The sequence below is a fragment of the Nitrospira sp. genome (genome assembly GCA_030653545.1).
In the GTDB taxonomy this organism is placed as follows: domain Bacteria; phylum Nitrospirota; class Nitrospiria; order Nitrospirales; family Nitrospiraceae; genus Nitrospira_D.
This window is the reverse complement of sequence record JAURZE010000014.1, coordinates 17,400-31,811: the sequence shown is the minus strand read 5'-3', so window position 1 is coordinate 31,811 and position 14,412 is coordinate 17,400. Positions and strand designations below refer to the sequence as shown.

At 54.1% G+C, this 14,412-nt stretch carries 14 protein-coding genes; 5 read left to right on the top strand and 9 right to left on the bottom strand.

All coding sequences use genetic code 11. The features are described from left to right. Positions 1-134 precede the first annotated feature (134 nt). The 5 genes from Q7U39_05275 to Q7U39_05255 all read right to left on the bottom strand — a co-directional run bounded on the left by Q7U39_05275 (position 135) and on the right by Q7U39_05255 (position 4,505). The gene (locus Q7U39_05275; GenBank protein ID MDO9117348.1) at positions 135-779 is read right to left on the bottom strand and encodes an outer membrane beta-barrel protein; all 645 of its coding nucleotides are present in this window, start codon (positions 777-779) and stop codon (positions 135-137) included. A 389-nt stretch (positions 780-1,168) separates the two neighbouring features. Then, on the bottom strand, positions 1,169-1,759 hold the full coding sequence (locus Q7U39_05270; GenBank protein ID MDO9117347.1) for an outer membrane beta-barrel protein: 591 nt from the start codon (positions 1,757-1,759) through the stop codon (positions 1,169-1,171). 167 nt (positions 1,760-1,926) lie between these two features. Then, on the bottom strand, positions 1,927-2,748 hold the full coding sequence (locus tag Q7U39_05265; protein ID MDO9117346.1) for a metal ABC transporter permease: 822 nt from the start codon (positions 2,746-2,748) through the stop codon (positions 1,927-1,929). A gap of 14 nt (positions 2,749-2,762) precedes the next feature. Continuing rightward, complete coding sequence (locus Q7U39_05260; protein ID MDO9117345.1) at positions 2,763-3,554, bottom strand: metal ABC transporter ATP-binding protein; 792 nt, start codon at positions 3,552-3,554, stop codon at positions 2,763-2,765. A 45-nt stretch (positions 3,555-3,599) separates the two neighbouring features. Beyond that, a complete protein-coding gene (locus Q7U39_05255; GenBank protein MDO9117344.1) occupies positions 3,600-4,505 on the bottom strand; it encodes a metal ABC transporter substrate-binding protein in 906 nt (301 codons plus the stop codon). 188 nt (positions 4,506-4,693) lie between these two features. Here Q7U39_05255 and Q7U39_05250 point away from each other — a divergent pair, with 188 nt between their 5' ends. After that, on the top strand, positions 4,694-5,875 hold the full coding sequence (locus Q7U39_05250; GenBank protein ID MDO9117343.1) for an anhydro-N-acetylmuramic acid kinase: 1,182 nt from the start codon (positions 4,694-4,696) through the stop codon (positions 5,873-5,875). Between the two features lie 17 nt (positions 5,876-5,892). After that, positions 5,893-6,402, top strand: coding sequence for a DUF2726 domain-containing protein (locus Q7U39_05245; protein MDO9117342.1), 510 nt, complete (start codon positions 5,893-5,895; stop codon positions 6,400-6,402). A gap of 34 nt (positions 6,403-6,436) precedes the next feature. On the opposite strand, the gene ybgF is transcribed toward Q7U39_05245, so the two are convergent. Continuing rightward, positions 6,437-6,937, bottom strand: a complete 501-nt coding sequence (gene ybgF / locus Q7U39_05240) for a tol-pal system protein YbgF (protein MDO9117341.1) — start codon at positions 6,935-6,937, stop codon at positions 6,437-6,439. 250 nt (positions 6,938-7,187) lie between these two features. Between ybgF and Q7U39_05235 the strand changes: the two genes are divergently transcribed. Continuing rightward, positions 7,188-7,976, top strand: a complete 789-nt coding sequence (locus tag Q7U39_05235) for a right-handed parallel beta-helix repeat-containing protein (protein MDO9117340.1) — start codon at positions 7,188-7,190, stop codon at positions 7,974-7,976. Positions 7,977-7,988: 12 nt separating this feature from the next. Here the strand turns inward: Q7U39_05235 and Q7U39_05230 are convergent, their stop codons facing one another. Both Q7U39_05230 and Q7U39_05225 read right to left on the bottom strand, forming a co-directional pair. After that, a complete protein-coding gene (locus Q7U39_05230; GenBank protein ID MDO9117339.1) occupies positions 7,989-8,924 on the bottom strand; it encodes a GGDEF domain-containing response regulator in 936 nt (311 codons plus the stop codon). 218 nt (positions 8,925-9,142) lie between these two features. After that, entirely contained in the window at positions 9,143-9,520 is a 378-nt protein-coding gene (locus Q7U39_05225) for a hypothetical protein (GenBank protein ID MDO9117338.1), read from the bottom strand. A 1,168-nt stretch (positions 9,521-10,688) separates the two neighbouring features. On the opposite strand from Q7U39_05225, the gene Q7U39_05220 reads away from it, so the two are divergent. Next, a complete protein-coding gene (locus tag Q7U39_05220) occupies positions 10,689-11,285 on the top strand; it encodes a lytic transglycosylase domain-containing protein (GenBank protein MDO9117337.1) in 597 nt (198 codons plus the stop codon). A 62-nt stretch (positions 11,286-11,347) separates the two neighbouring features. Here the strand turns inward: Q7U39_05220 and Q7U39_05215 are convergent, their stop codons facing one another. Beyond that, positions 11,348-11,545 carry a hypothetical protein gene (locus Q7U39_05215; GenBank protein MDO9117336.1) on the bottom strand — a complete coding sequence of 66 codons (198 nt, stop codon included), beginning with the start codon at positions 11,543-11,545 and terminating at the stop codon, positions 11,348-11,350. Positions 11,546-12,241: 696 nt separating this feature from the next. On the opposite strand from Q7U39_05215, the gene Q7U39_05210 reads away from it, so the two are divergent. Next, complete coding sequence (locus Q7U39_05210) at positions 12,242-14,293, top strand: filamentous hemagglutinin N-terminal domain-containing protein (protein MDO9117335.1); 2,052 nt, start codon at positions 12,242-12,244, stop codon at positions 14,291-14,293. Positions 14,294-14,412 lie beyond the last annotated feature (119 nt).

Genomic DNA, 14,412 nt, shown 5'->3' with positions numbered 1-14,412 from the left:
ATAGTTAGCACAGGATCGCGTTAGAACTCGCCATGGCAGGCTGACCGAACGGGTCATTTGCAGAAAAGAAAAGGCAGGATGTCTGATTATATCAAGACATCCTGCCTTGTATGATCTGCTGAAGCTCTCGGCTTTTAGAAATACATCTTCACCCCGAAAAGGAACCCAAAGGACGAGGCGTTCCAGTCATCGTTTCGTGTGTTGTTATTAATAGTTACGTGTCCGTCGTTCCTTTTGTAGGCCATTTCCGCATTCAAGGCGAACTGCTTTGTGATCATGTAATCCGCTCCCCAGCCCAACCGCCAGGCAAACGTGTTGCTTGGGCTGATACGCGTAGTGGTATCTTCTCCAAAGCCGTTCGAGTTGACTCCAAAGCTCATGTTGACATACGGGCTTAATTGACCATAGTTTCCCGGGCGTAATTCGAGGGTCGGCAGCACCGATACGGTGTCCTGGTGCCCCAAACTCCTCGAAGGCCGTTCACTGTCAACGGCGTGGCGTTCCCATTCCACCATCAAGCCGACGAGCAGCCACGTATTCAGGCTATACATAGCCTGAAAGTTCACCAGCGATCCGACATCGGTTGAGGTGTTGGCTGAGAGCTGTTGGGTGAGTGGCGCAAACCCTGCTCGCATGCCCAGGACCCATTTCCCCGGCTCGATGCCACCAAAGTCTTGTTTGCCGTCTTCGGCCAGCACCGGACTGGTAGACATCAGTACGCTAGCGAAAAGAGCCAAAGCTAAACCGCTGACGACCCGTCGAGATGATCCCTTGTTCATGTAGTTCCTCCGAGATGAAATTGTTAAAAAAACGATAGCGTATTTGGAAAAGCAAGTCCTGTGCTGAATTGCTCACTTTCAATACAATTAATTATCATGCTGCCATGTGGCTGCTAAGCGCGGTATTTGTCGCCGTGGAGTAATCGGCGATGCTGCAGTCAAGCACTTCGTGGTCTAGACATTCGTTCTCTGTAGTCAGGGGCCTACATTTGGCACAAAAGCGCGCTGAGGATTACCATTGAGGCTGAGCTGGTGATGTTAGGCGGTTGGAGTTCAGCGCCGTTACCGTTTGGGGAGAACACAATGGCGAGCTATAAGAGAGAATGCAACTTAATGGACAGGAGGGGCTGCCGTGGAGTCAAGCCCCTCCTGCGTATTCTGGCAAGATTCTAACGGCCAAACGAATAGCGAACGCCGAAAAGGAGGGCCACACCGCCGAGATCTTGGCCATCGGTGGTGTTTCGGGTGTACTTGATTTCTGTATTGAGCGCTAACGCCTTGGTCAAGAAGTAATCAATCCCGCCCGCTGCACGCCATGCCATCGTATTCGAAATCTGCTTGTTGTTAACGTTCACACCAATACCTGTGGCCACATAGGGCTGAATCCCGCCAATACGTCCTGGACGGTACTCCAAATACACGGGAAGAATCGTGATCGTTGAAAAGGATCCGCTGACGCCGAGCGCATTCGCTGCATTCTTGTCAATCTTATGCTGGTCCCAGTCGAGAACCATTCCCATGCGGAGCCACTTATTGACTCCATAGAGGCCTTGGAAGTTCAGGGAAGGGCCGACGGTATTGAGTGCGGGGTTTGTGCTGAATCCTGGGCCTACGCGAAAGCCTGCTACGATTTCCCCTGGCTGCGCTGTTCCCTCATGCACCACATCAATGGCGTGGGAAACCGTGGGCGACGATATGGCGATTGCCCCAACCAACAACCCCAGTCCTAGAACGCGCTGCTTCAGTACTCGATGTAACATGGAACCTCCTAAGCGTTAAAACTGAACTAGCCGTTGCAATTTTAAGGCTAGGGATGCCTGACATTCAAGGGGTTTCCTAGAGACTTTATTGCAATATTTCTGTGGTATATACGTTTTGGGGCGCGTCCTAGCCGCGCATATCCAGTCTGTGCGCAATCCTGCGATCCTTAAGAGGTGTAGGCGACAGGCTGTCGCTTGGGGGAGACCAGGATGGAACAGAAAAATAGCGTCGTGGCCAACAATACAATGGCTGGGCCGGATGGAATATCCCAGAACGCCGAAATCAGGACACCCGCTACCGATGTCGAGATGCCGATGAGAATGGAGTAGATGGTAAGAGTGCGCAGGCTGTGTGTGAGCTGGTAGGCGGTCGAAGCCGGTATCAGAATCATGGCAAATACTAGGATTGCTCCAACAGTTTTAAGCGAGATTACGACAGTCAGTGCGACTAATGTGAGAAGGAGGAAAAATATTTTACGGGCCGGTACACCTGAGGCTTCGGCCATCTCCTGATCGAAGGCGATGAAGTACAGCTCTTTCGAAAAGAGCAGGGTCAGGCCCAGCACAAGGATGCTGAGACCTCCGATAGTCCGCAGTTCTTCGCTTGTGACGGACAATACACTGCCAAACAAATAGCCATAGACCTCAGCATTGTAGGTCTTCATGAGACCGATGAAAAGAATGGCCAGCGCCATGGTTGTCGTGTAGAGAATCCCGATTGAGACATCCAGCTTCATGCGACCCTTTTCTTCCACCCACCCAGTGATCCAGACTGTAGCTAAGCCAAAAATGATCGCAAGGAGCAGCGGTGGCCAACCCATTAAATAGCCGAGTGCCACCCCGGCAAATGCGGCATGGGCCGTACCTGCCCCAACGAAGGCGAGTCCCCGCAAGACCACAAACACGCCAATGACAGAACAGAGCCCGCCTACCATCGCTGCAGCGAGGAGGGACCGTTGCATGAAATCGTAAGTAAACAGCTCAAGCATATGGCGTCATACGGCTAATGATGATGGTGGTAGTCCTCAACAATCACGAGGTCTTTATCTGTTATTACGAGTCCCTTCCCATAGACTTGGCGAAGAATGTCTGGTTTGAGCACGTCGGCCGGAGGCCCGGCGGCAAACAGGCGAGTCTTGAGCAGCACGAGCCGGTCGACGTGCGGGCGAATCATATTAATATCATGTGTGATCAAGAGCACGGTCAAGCCCAGTTCCTTATGCAGATGGGCCACGAGTTCGATGACGTTATGCTGGGTGGTGATATCAAGGCCGGTGGTTGGCTCATCGAGCAGGAGGACTTTGGGTTGCTGGGCCAGGGCGCGGGCAATGAATACCCGCTGTTGCTGGCCGCCGGACAGGTGGCCCAGTGCCGTATCTCGATGCGCGTCCATCCCCACGTGGGCGAGGGCATCGAGGGCAATGGCCTGGTCCTTCTTCGTCGTTCGTTTAAAGAGGCCCAAGGTGCCATAGCGCCCCATCATGACGGTTTCGAGGACGGTGACCGGAAAGTTCCGATCCACGACGCCCTTCTGGGGAAGGTAGCCGATCTGGGCCCGGTGGTGGCAGCGCAATTCGCCGCAGGCGCAATCAAATATACGTAAATGTCCGGTTAGCGGAGCCATGAGGCCTAAGACGGCACGGCAGAGCGTGGTTTTGCCTGATCCATTAGGGCCGATGACCCCGACAAACTCTCCCATGCCGATGGAGAGTGAAATATCTCGGAGCGCAATCACTCCGGGAAAGCCAAAAGTTGCGTGGTCAAATTGGATAATCGGGTTGGATGATTCGGACACGAAAACCAGGCTCCTTCCGGCGCTGAGCCGCACCAAGGACGATCGTTATGTCGCCTCCAGCGCGTTAGCCAATTGGAGCACATTATAGCGAAGCATGTCGAGGTAGGTCTCGGTGCCAGGGAGTCCGCCTGGTAGTGTTGTGAGGACAATCACGCGAGTTTTGGCTTCTTTCGCTAAGAGTTCGGGGATCCGTTGACTCAACTGGATTTCTGAGACGATGACCTTGATACGGTCCCTTTTGATTTTCGCGACGAGCGACTGAATCTGAAGGGCCGATGGTTCGGTGCCCGACTGCGCTTGGATCGTGGCTACAATATCGAACCCAAACCGTCTGGCCAGATAGGGCCAGGCTGGATGGTGGGCGATAAAACGCCGATCGGTCAGCTGCTTGACTCGTTCGGACAATTCCTTCCGGAGTTGATCCAATTGTCGGAGATACTTGGCTTGGTTGTCGCGAAACTCGCTGGCATGCGCCGGGTCAAGCTTGATGAGCGTCTCCGTAATGTGCCGGAGCATCGTGGCGACACTCTCCGGATCCATCCACACGTGGGGATTGCCGCCGTTGGCATGCTGATGGTCGCCTGGTTGGGCAATCTCCTGATCGGCATGATCGCGGATCAACCCGATGCCATCGGAAGTCGTGATGACAACGAGCGAAGGACTTCCGGCGTTCTTGACCAGGGCTGAAACCCAGATCTCCAGCCCGATGCCGACTTCAAAAAGAACCCGGGCTTTTCTGACCGCGATCAAGTCACTGGGCTTAGGCGCATAGGTGTGCTCGTTCTCATAGCCACTCAGGAGGGAGGTGACGTGGACATACGGGCCGCCTACTTGTTGCGTGAGGTCTTTCAGTACCGGAATGGTGACGACGACGTTCAAGGGAGGCAGGGAAGTTGCCCGGGCATGCGACGGCATGAACGCCACGAGGCAGCATATGGCTGTGCGAATCATTGTGAAAGACATTCGAAATAGTACAAACATGGGCGGGGACGGTAGCATCGGGGTTCTGTGATGTCAACGAATTGGTCCGACGCTCACATAAAATGGACTGGTGGCGCAATGGCTTGACCGCATGCCCGACTTCCATTAGCGTAGCGGCGACGTCTGCGCGAGGCCTATCGAGAAAGGGAAGCAAGATTATGAAAGTGGTAGGACTGATGTCTGGTACGTCTGGTGATGGAGTTGATGCCGCACTAGTCGAGATCACGCGATCACGGAAGGGCCTGGATATACACACCATCGCCTTCCACGCATTGCCGTACCCGCGATCTCTACAACAGCGGATTCTTGCGGCCTCGGCCTCGGGGTCTGTTGCAGAAATTTGTCACTTGAATGCCTTGCTCGGCGAATGGTTTGCCAATGCGGCTCTCGGTGCGATTCGAACCGCCGGGCTTCGGCCCAAGGATATCGACTTAATCGGTTCTCATGGCCAGACGGTTCACCACTTGCCTCATGGAGTGAAGGATGCCGGGGTTGGAGCCATCCGGTCTACCCTGCAGATCGCCGAGCCTGCCGTGATTGCTGAGCGAACGGGCATTACTACGGTGGCTAACTTTCGCCCGCGTGACATCGCTGCCGGTGGCCAGGGTGCACCGTTGACTCCCGGCGTGCATGCGCTCGTGTTCCGCCATCCCCGGCGCGCACGATTGGTAGTGAATCTTGGCGGCATCAGCAACGTGACCTATCTGCCGCGCGGGAAAGGAGTGGGGGGTGTCATCGCGTTTGATACCGGTCCGGCCAATATGGTTTTGGACGGCCTCATGTACCGGGCGACGGACGGCCGGGTCTCGATGGATCGTGACGGACGCCTGGCCTCGCGCGGGAAGCCGGACGGTCGGTTGCTGACGAAGTTGCTGGCGCATCCATATTTGTCAAAACATCCTCCCAAATCGACTGGACGAGAACTATTTGGCGCACCGATGGTAGAGGAGCTTCTGGCCATTCAGGAGGCGCGACAGCTTTCGATCGAAACCCTCCTGGCTACCTGCAGTCGTTGGACAGCCGAGTCTGTAGGGACGGCCAGGCGATGGATTCATGGTGGAATCGACGAAGTAATCGTCGGTGGGGGCGGCGTGCGAAACCGCGCCATTATGACGCATCTAGCCGACGTATTTTCACCGGCCCCTGTCACGACGTTCGACGCGATTGGGTGGGATAGTAAAGCGTTCGAGGCGGTCGCGTTTGCCATTCTGGCGTATCAAACAGTGATGGACCAGTGCGGCAATGTTCCTGCTGTCACTGGCGCGAGTCACCTGGCTTTGCTGGGCTGCATTGTTCCCGGTGGACCGGGGTGGATGCGCCGGCTGAAAATCTCATCTTGAAGGGCCGCACGTAGCGCATGGAAGTCATTCTCATTGGTTCTCTCGCAGTGGTTGTGCTGGCATTGTTGCTATGGAAACGGAGCCCTTCGTCAGACAAGGGGAAGAGTCAGGGCCCAGTCTTTCCGGCAGGAACGAAGGTAAGCCCCGCTCCATTGCTGACGGAGCAAGAAGTCTTGCTCTACAACCTTATCCGGCTGGCGGTTCAGGATCAGTATCTTGTCTTTTCGCAAGTTCCGCTCTGGGCTTTTGTCCGAATTGAGGCGGTTGGAGAAGTTCGGGCACAGGCTTTTCGACAGATTGCACTGAAGAGTGTGGCGTTTGTCCTGGTACACCCGGGGACGAGGCAGGTTGAGCAGGTTGTGCAAGTGGAAGATATTGCTTCGCGGGGCGGTCAAGAAAGCCGACAGCGGGTGATCGAGTCGGTGCTAGATGCTGCCGGGATTAAGCTTGTAACTCTCCGTGTGCAGAAGTCCTATACCGTTCCAGCGCTCGCATCCCTGCTCGGATGCGAGCCGGATGAGTTGTAGTGGCTGGAGGGGCCGTAGGCGGACTTGGCCCGTGTTATTCAAGCGTGTGTGAGACCGGGTCAGATTTGGCGTTGGTGGTGTCGATAGCCTTCCTGGCAAGCTCGGCTTCTGAACTGTCGGGGTACTGGTCGACCACGCGTTCAAACATCATGCGGGCTTTATCCTGGTCGCCGAGTTTCGTATAGGCTTGCCCGATTTTCAGAGTGGAGGCCGCCAGCTTCGGACTGAGTGGATAATACGAGACGACATTATAGAACGAGGCGAGCGAATCCTTATAGCGCCCCAATCGATACTGGCATTCTCCGATCCAATATTGGGCATTTGCAGCAAGGGCGGAGTGCCCATGCACTTCGATAAAGAAACGAAATCCTGCGAGCGCCGCTTCATAGTCCCGGTGCTTGAATTCTTCCATCACTCGATCATATAGGCGGCGGGAGCTGTCTTGCATTTGGCCTTGAGCCGCCAGTGGGATATTTGGCGAAAAGAGCAGGGCGCTCATTGCAACGAGGATTCCGATGCGCAATTGCTTCTTCATGGTTTTCCTCCAACTAGCCAGCCCCCTCGGGTCTTCAGAGGGGGAGAACGCAATCGGTATGCCACGAGGAAGATAGAGCAGAGACCTCAAAACGGTGAAAAATAGAGGGGTTCTGGCATTCAGATCAGAGCTACTCTGACACAATTCGGCCGGAGGCTCTGAATGATGACAGAATTGTACGAGTCCATTTTTGCCCAGTGTGACTTTAATGCTACGCTGCTACGGTTGGAGCAAAAAGAAGGAGCTAAGCATGGATGAGCCGGTACCATCCAATCCAGCTGGTGGCAAAACGCTGATTGTCGATGCAAGAGATCCGCGTTGCTATTCTCTCCCAAGTGACGCGCTTCGTCATGCGGAGGAGCAGGATCAGATCTATATTAGACCAGGCATTTATGAAGATAAGATTTTCATCTCCGACCGTCCGGTGCGGTTGATTGGTGCCGGGCGCGATCAGGTGCAGATCTTTTCCCGTCGCGGTGGGCCCTTATACATGCAGCGGGTTCCAGCTGGGCGAGTTTCAGGCATCGCATTTCGTTATGTGGGGAGCGATCAACATTCGGCCATCAACGTTCTGGATAGCACCTGCGTGATTTCCGACTGTCGCGCCATGGAAGGGATTTTGTCAGGTGTGGTGCTGTATGGCCCGGAATGTCGGGCAACCTTCTCCGGCAATGAAGTTTGTCTGAACCGGGAGTCAGGGATTTTCGTGTTTGCTGGAGCTCAACCTCGGGTAGTAGACAACCGGTGCTTCGACAATCATCATTTTGGTATTGCCGTCCGTGATGCCGGGACTTGCCCCGATATCGTCCGCAATCAATGTGAGGGGAACATGCTAAGCGGCATCCTGCTGTTTCATCATGGAGGCGCCTTGTTGGCGGATAATCTTTGCCGGGATAATCAGCACTGGGGGGTCGTGGTAACGCCCGATGCGCATCCCAATCCGGCTCCCTCCGAATTGGTCACCGCCAATGATCTTGTGCGTAATCCACGAGGAGCGTATGTGGTGACGGATCAACCGTTGGAGGACATCGGTCGCTAGCCGAGGTGACTGCTACGAGACAAGCGGGGAGTGCGGCTTGGCATCGGATGTGTGCAGTTGAAAGGTGCTGCCACCTTTTTGTTTGGCGCGGTACATCGCGGCATCGGCGTGTTTCAGGAGGTCGTCGATATCGTGATCGTCAGAGGGGTAGATGGTGACCCCGATGCTGACGCCAATCGATGGGCGGTGCTGGCCCAGTTCGAAGGGCTCGCTCAGGGATTCGGTAATCCGTTGAGCCACGATCGTGATGTCCTGTTCCGCTGAGCAACCTTCCAGGATAATCGTAAACTCGTCTCCACCCATTCGGGCTACTGTATCTACTTCTCGGACACAGAGTTTAAGCCGGTCTGCCACTGACTTAAGCAGCAAATCGCCAACATCGTGTCCCATCGTATCGTTGACCGCTTTAAACCGGTCGAGATCTAACAACATCAAGCCGAGCGGGCGTTGGAGTCGTTTGCTTCGCGCCATGGCCTGGATGAGCCGATCGCGGAATAAGGTCCGATTGACCAGGCCGGTTAACTGGTCGTACTGCGCCAGGTACGTCATCCGTTCTTCTGCCCGCTTCCGTTCGATGGCATAGCGGATGGAGCGAGCGAGCAATTCAGGATGGCCCTGCCCCTTGACGAGATAGTCCTGGGCGCCTTGTTGCACAGCCTGGAGGGATAGGGCCTGGTCGCTGACTCCGCTGAGGACAATAATGGGGATGGTGGGGCTTGTTGCTTGAACCTGTTTCAGGGTGGGCAAGCCATAGGCATCGGGCAAGGACAGATCTAGCAGGATGGCATCGTAGCGATCTCGTGCAAGATGGGCAAACGCTTCGCTGAGTCGCGTGACGTGAGTGATGTCGAATTGCTCAATGCTCCATTCAGCCAGGATATCCCGAGTGAGGTGGGCATCGACATCATTGTCTTCGACGAGCAGCAATTTGATTATTGAAGGGCTCAATTCTGATCCCTCTGTGCAAGAAAACAGTGTCGAGATGCGCCTTTCCGATCAAGGCGTCAGCAGCGCTGGCTCAAGTATAGCCAAAGTCCATGTCTTCACAAGGAAATGTCAGAAATAGTAGGGAGTGATGAAAACCGAATACCTAGGGAGCGGCGACTGTGAGGAGGGCCCGGAGAAGTAAGCGGTGTTGCTGCTTCTCCGGGATGTCCTATGTGGGGCTATGCGGAATGAAGGGCTTCAGCACGCCGGCGGACTTCTTCGGCTTTTTGTGACTGCCCGAGATTTTCATATAAGGAAGCGATATTTGAGTGGAGATGGGACAAGAGCTGGCCAAGTTGGGCTTCCTGCGCGATGACATTCGCTTCCATCGCCAATTTCTTTTCCTCGCTCCGACGGAAGCGCTCTTCCAGGCGCTGAACCAATTGAATCCAGCCGCGCACCTTACCTGAATCGAGCTGAGGCATTGTGGGTAGAGCTTCCGCGCGTTCAAGAGCCTTTTCAGTTTGATTCATCCAATTAATAAAGACGAGAAAATCACCGAGAGTAATGGTCAATGCGGAGGAGGTGCCTTCTTCTTCAATCACCAAGTCTTCCATACGTACTCCTTGTTTCTAATCCAACAGATTTTTGTAAAACGGATGGCGCAAGAACCACAGGTTTTTCCGAATGCATATGCTGACGGTACAGCACTCTTGTTCTGTTGTTCATGGACCTGGCCTGTACCCCTTTGTGCCAGAATCCTGGGTCCACCTCCCTTCGACTTGCCCGCATTCCCATAAACAGAAGTGCGAGAAGGAGCGTTGTGCCCGCACGCCCCCATATTCTGTGGAGGATCGAGTATTACTGCGCTATAGGGAGTGTTGTCAACAGAGACTTTGTCTGAAAGAGAAGAATTCTTACTAATCGTGAGTATGGAAGGAAAATATTTTTCGTGCCAGTCGTTTGAGTAGTGGATGCGGGAGAAGTTCACTCACTGTGCGCAAGCAGCGGCGAGTCTTCGAGCGGGTAAATGCCCCTAGGTTTCCCTTCCGGCCCTATGGCTGCCTCACAGGCATACCCACCTTCAAACGGCCATAGAAGGGATTGACCAAAAAATGAGCCTCGCACATGAACATAGCGAAAGGTAACTCCAAGGCGAACACCCTCTGCTTGAATCTTTTGCAGGCAGGTTTCCTTTGAGTAGGCTCGCCGTGAAAGGAGGATGGGGTCTCCCGTTTGGGTATGGAAGGCATTGTATTCACTCGCGCAGCCATATGTGAAAAAGAGAACCCCCCACAGGGCAATGGCTCGAAGGAACCGTGGTCGCTGATTCATCACTCCCCCCTTCTTTACTCAACCCTCTTGCCACTGCGTCTCCGAGCTTGCGAATCACAAAGCAACCGTAGCACAACGGGAGTCATTGATCGAGCATATCGCGGCCACTCATCGGACAATATTCGGGCCATTTCATCGAAGCGACAAAGTGTGGCGCAATGACGAAAAAGCGGCTACTCCATGGGCGTCTTCACCTACATAAGTCTGGAGGTGTATACGTGCCTATCTGTTTGAAAGTGTTGAATAGTTCATTGACGGATGGTTCTTGTGTAATGGCACAATCCATGCGGATAGACCAGGCGTGAGGAGACCTGACGCAACGGGCCCATGGCAAGCGGAGTACTGGAGGGAGCGCAAATGATTCCCACAACTCTCAATGATTCTAACTGTAGGCGGAGAGCCGAAACATCCGGGAATGGCGTCTGGGCTCGACGGATCGGGATTAGGCTCATGGTCGGCCTGTTTATGGTTGCCATTGCAGCGCCCGCTGTTCTAGCAGACGGGGAACTCTACGGGTACGTGAGTTCTACTGGAACAGTACATGTGACCAACGTCCCGGCGGATCAGCGCTTTAGGGAAATCATCCTCAAGCCTCGATACCATGCGGCAGTCTCAGACCAAGAGTTAGAAGAAGCGGTGATCCGCTACGCGCGGGAATATCGGCTGTCTCCCGCACTCCTCCTCGCGGTCATGAAGGCCGAATCGTCGTTTGACCCAACTGTGATTTCAAAAGCCGGAGCGGTGGGGTTAATGCAGCTGATTCCCGAAACGGCAATTCGTCATGGTGTGCGAAACCTCTATGATACCCGCGACAATATTGGCGGTGGTGCGAAACACCTGCGCTACCTTCTGGATCGCTTTCACGGGAATATTCGGCTGGCACTCGCGGCCTACAACGCTGGAGAGAAAAGAGTCGATCGGTACCGGCAGATTCCCCCGTTCAAAGAAACCCAGTTATATGTGAGGAAAGTCATGGGCTACTATCGAGACTATCGCTCCCAGGAACCAGACTTTCTGATAACGGCGGGTGGGACGGCCTACCGATAAGCGGATCCTACGATTGAGGGAATGGATAGATGAGTCAGAGGTAGGGTGGCGCTAGGGCGGGTTCACACCGGTTTTTCAGCGACATACTCAATATACTTCCAGAATTCTTTGGCTTCTTCCTCATTCAGCACTACAGGGGTGTTATTCGCAGTCCCGGCCATGTAAATCTTTACGGATATGGCGTCTTGCCAGATCTGCACTTCGCAATGGGTGACGCGATCAAGATTCAGTGCGCGGTTGCCGATTCGAATAAAGTTCACGACCCCGCTCCCTTCCCGCCAGTCAGCGTAGGGTGATCCTATCGCAAATGGAGAGACCACCCAAGGAACTTGCGAATCTTCGCATGCCAGGGCGGAGTTTTGCCGTAGAAACGCCTTGAGAGTATCCAGGATTCTTTGGGTGACGTGGTTATCAGGGAGGGGGAGTGCCGATTGGTTGCGGGGAGAGGATTTGAACCTCTGACCTTTGGGTTATGAGGCCGTAAAGACTAGTTTTGTAACACCCTGATCTTCCGTCTGGTTTCTCGCTTTATTAAAGACTTTCGAGGGTTTAGCGCATTCTATTCGTTGCGGCTAATTCTGATGATTTTGATCCCTTTCGATTTTCTTTAGCACAGTTTTAACACAGTCGATTTGGATGTGGGCTGCTGCCGGTATCAAAGACACCGAGTTGGGTGTATGCAGGAATCCGGAAGGTCGTTATGTAGCAACGCAAGTAATCGCAAGAGTTAAAGGGAGTGGCGGGGAAAATGGCCATAACTTAGCCACCCTACTAAAGAGGGGATATCTATTTTACTTGATTACTCCTAAGGTTCGCGCTGGCGAGCGTGCTGTCGCGGAACGCGTGGTGGTTCATCAAGACAAGAGGAAAATATTTCGATAGGTCGTTCAGGCAGTTTCGCCCGAACGACCTTTTTTATTGGTCCCTGAGGCCTAATTATTGAGGGGAGATCCACTATGAAACAGCCGCATCGGGAACACGTTAGGTTGGCTCGATATCTCACAGTCGGATTCTTTCTCCTTCTTGCAATCCCTTGCGCGGTCTCCATCGCCCAAGTAGGTACGCCGATTACGTCATCAGGCCTCAATACGACGGTGTCCGCACCGGTTACCCTGCCGACTGGACAGACTCAATTCAACATCACCGGTGGCACGAGACCGGGGGGTGGATCGAATCTGTTTCACAGCTTTGGCAACTTCAATGTTCCGAACAACAACATCGCGAACTTTCTTAATAATTCCGGTCTTCCTACATCCAACATTCTTGGTCGCGTGACTGGCGGCAATCCATCTAACATCTTGGGAAGCATCCAAACCACAGGGTTTGGGAACGCCAACCTCTTTCTGATCAATCCAGCCGGGTTCCTCTTTGGTCCAAATGCCACGGTCAATGTCGGAGGAATGATGACGTTCACGTCGGCGGATTACCTCCGACTCTCAGACAATGCACGATTCAATGCGATTCCTCGGACAGGACCCGATCAACTTCTCAGCGCTGCCCCCGTCGCAGCGTTTGGCTTCTTGGGTTCAAATCCGGGCGCGATTACTGTCCAGGGGAGCCACCTTTCGGTCGTCGGGGGAACAGGGATCTCCCTGGTCGGAGGGAATATTACCATTCAGGATGGCACGCTCACGGCACCGAGCGGTCAGATTAATCTTGTCAGCGTCGGCAAGCCGTCGAATGCGAAAGTTGGGGGAGAAGTCGTTGTGAGTGGGGTGGGACAGGGATCAGGTTTCACGCCGACCGGCTTCAAAAGTTTGGGGGCCATCAATCTTTCTCAAGGCAGCACCGTTGATACAAGTGTATCCGCAAACGGTGGAAATTCCGCAGGAGGAGTGTCGATTCGTGCTGGAGAGTTTGTGATGAACAATTCCTCCGTGAAGGCTGAATACGCCTCACAGATCTTCAATGCATCTAATCCATCCGTTGGCGGAAACATCGAGGTGACGGCCAAGCATATCGATATTTCGAATGGCAGCAGGATAAGTACCACTAATCAACGCTACGGGTCGGCGGGAGATATCACGTTCAATACAGAGACTTTTTCGGCGAAAGATTCAGCCATCAACGCCAGCGCAGGGTGGGATACATCCGCGGCTGGGGCTGTGACGATTCAAGGACTCCACGGCCCAGGCGACAGCGCACGCTCGGTTTCTGTGACGAATACCACCGTGGATACCTCAAACAGAGGTCTTCCCGATTTCGGGTCCGATGTGCGTGGGGGGCCCATTGCCATTCGGGCCGACAATATCGAGGTCACTCAGAGCCTCTTCTATGCGTATTCCTACGAGAATACAGGGGGAGCAATAACGCTGGTGGGGAATAATCGCATCGAAAGTCGTGACAGCTCCTTTTCCAGCAATAGCATTTGGTGGTCCGGCGGGCTAGTGGACTTCACAGCAGGGAACAGCATCGACCTCACGAATACGCTAATTAGCACACGCTCATCAATTGCATTCAATGGTGGGAACATCTCACTAGCAGCGCCCAGCATCTCGATCAAAGGCAGTCAGCTCGACGCCCGTAGTGGCGGAATCGGCCATGGGGGAACAATTAGCATAACGGGGAAAAAGTCAGTGAGCCTCACCGATACCGCTCTTTCCGCAGACAACTACCTGAACTATCCCTTCTTCACTACGCCACCCCGAAACGCCAATGGCGGCACCATTCATATCGATGGCGGATCCCAGTTCACTAGTCAACAGAGCACGATCTCGGCGCAATCGGTGCTCGGAAGCGGCGGCTCCATCCACATCGAAGCCCAAAAGGCTACGTTGAATGATACGGTGCTCACGACCTCGGTTTCGGGTGGCCCGCAGACGGTCGGGGGTAGCATCACCGTGGATGCGAAGAACGTGACCGTCAAAAACAGCCAGATTCTCAGCACCGCCACGGAAGGGCAAGGCGGCACCATCGAAATCTCAAGTCACAATCGTCGTCCAATTGCCAACAGCGTCATTGACGCGACATCCCAGCTTGGCACAGACGGCACGGTGACCATTCATTGATGGCGCGGCTGAGTCGGACCCAATCGACGGCCCGGCATGAGATCGTTATCACTCAAGCTAGCACCCATGCGGGCTGGCCTATGACTGGTTCGACTCAAACATTGACGGTGTAAGGGGTG

Excerpts from the sequence above, each read along its gene's own strand:
- Q7U39_05275 (MDO9117348.1), bottom strand. The coding sequence starts at position 779 with ATGAACAAGGGATCATCTCGACGGGTCGTCAGCGGTTTAGCTTTGGCT.
- Q7U39_05270 (MDO9117347.1), bottom strand. The coding sequence starts at position 1,759 with ATGTTACATCGAGTACTGAAGCAGCGCGTTCTAGGACTGGGGTTGTTG.
- Q7U39_05265 (MDO9117346.1), bottom strand. The coding sequence starts at position 2,748 with ATGCTTGAGCTGTTTACTTACGATTTCATGCAACGGTCCCTCCTCGCT.
- Q7U39_05255 (MDO9117344.1), bottom strand. The coding sequence starts at position 4,505 with ATGATTCGCACAGCCATATGCTGCCTCGTGGCGTTCATGCCGTCGCAT.
- Q7U39_05250 (MDO9117343.1), top strand. The coding sequence starts at position 4,694 with ATGAAAGTGGTAGGACTGATGTCTGGTACGTCTGGTGATGGAGTTGAT.
- Q7U39_05245 (MDO9117342.1), top strand. The coding sequence starts at position 5,893 with ATGGAAGTCATTCTCATTGGTTCTCTCGCAGTGGTTGTGCTGGCATTG.
- ybgF (MDO9117341.1), bottom strand. The coding sequence starts at position 6,937 with ATGAAGAAGCAATTGCGCATCGGAATCCTCGTTGCAATGAGCGCCCTG.
- Q7U39_05235 (MDO9117340.1), top strand. The coding sequence starts at position 7,188 with ATGGATGAGCCGGTACCATCCAATCCAGCTGGTGGCAAAACGCTGATT.
- Q7U39_05225 (MDO9117338.1), bottom strand. The coding sequence starts at position 9,520 with ATGGAAGACTTGGTGATTGAAGAAGAAGGCACCTCCTCCGCATTGACC.
- Q7U39_05220 (MDO9117337.1), top strand. The coding sequence starts at position 10,689 with ATGGTCGGCCTGTTTATGGTTGCCATTGCAGCGCCCGCTGTTCTAGCA.
- Q7U39_05210 (MDO9117335.1), top strand. The coding sequence starts at position 12,242 with ATGAAACAGCCGCATCGGGAACACGTTAGGTTGGCTCGATATCTCACA.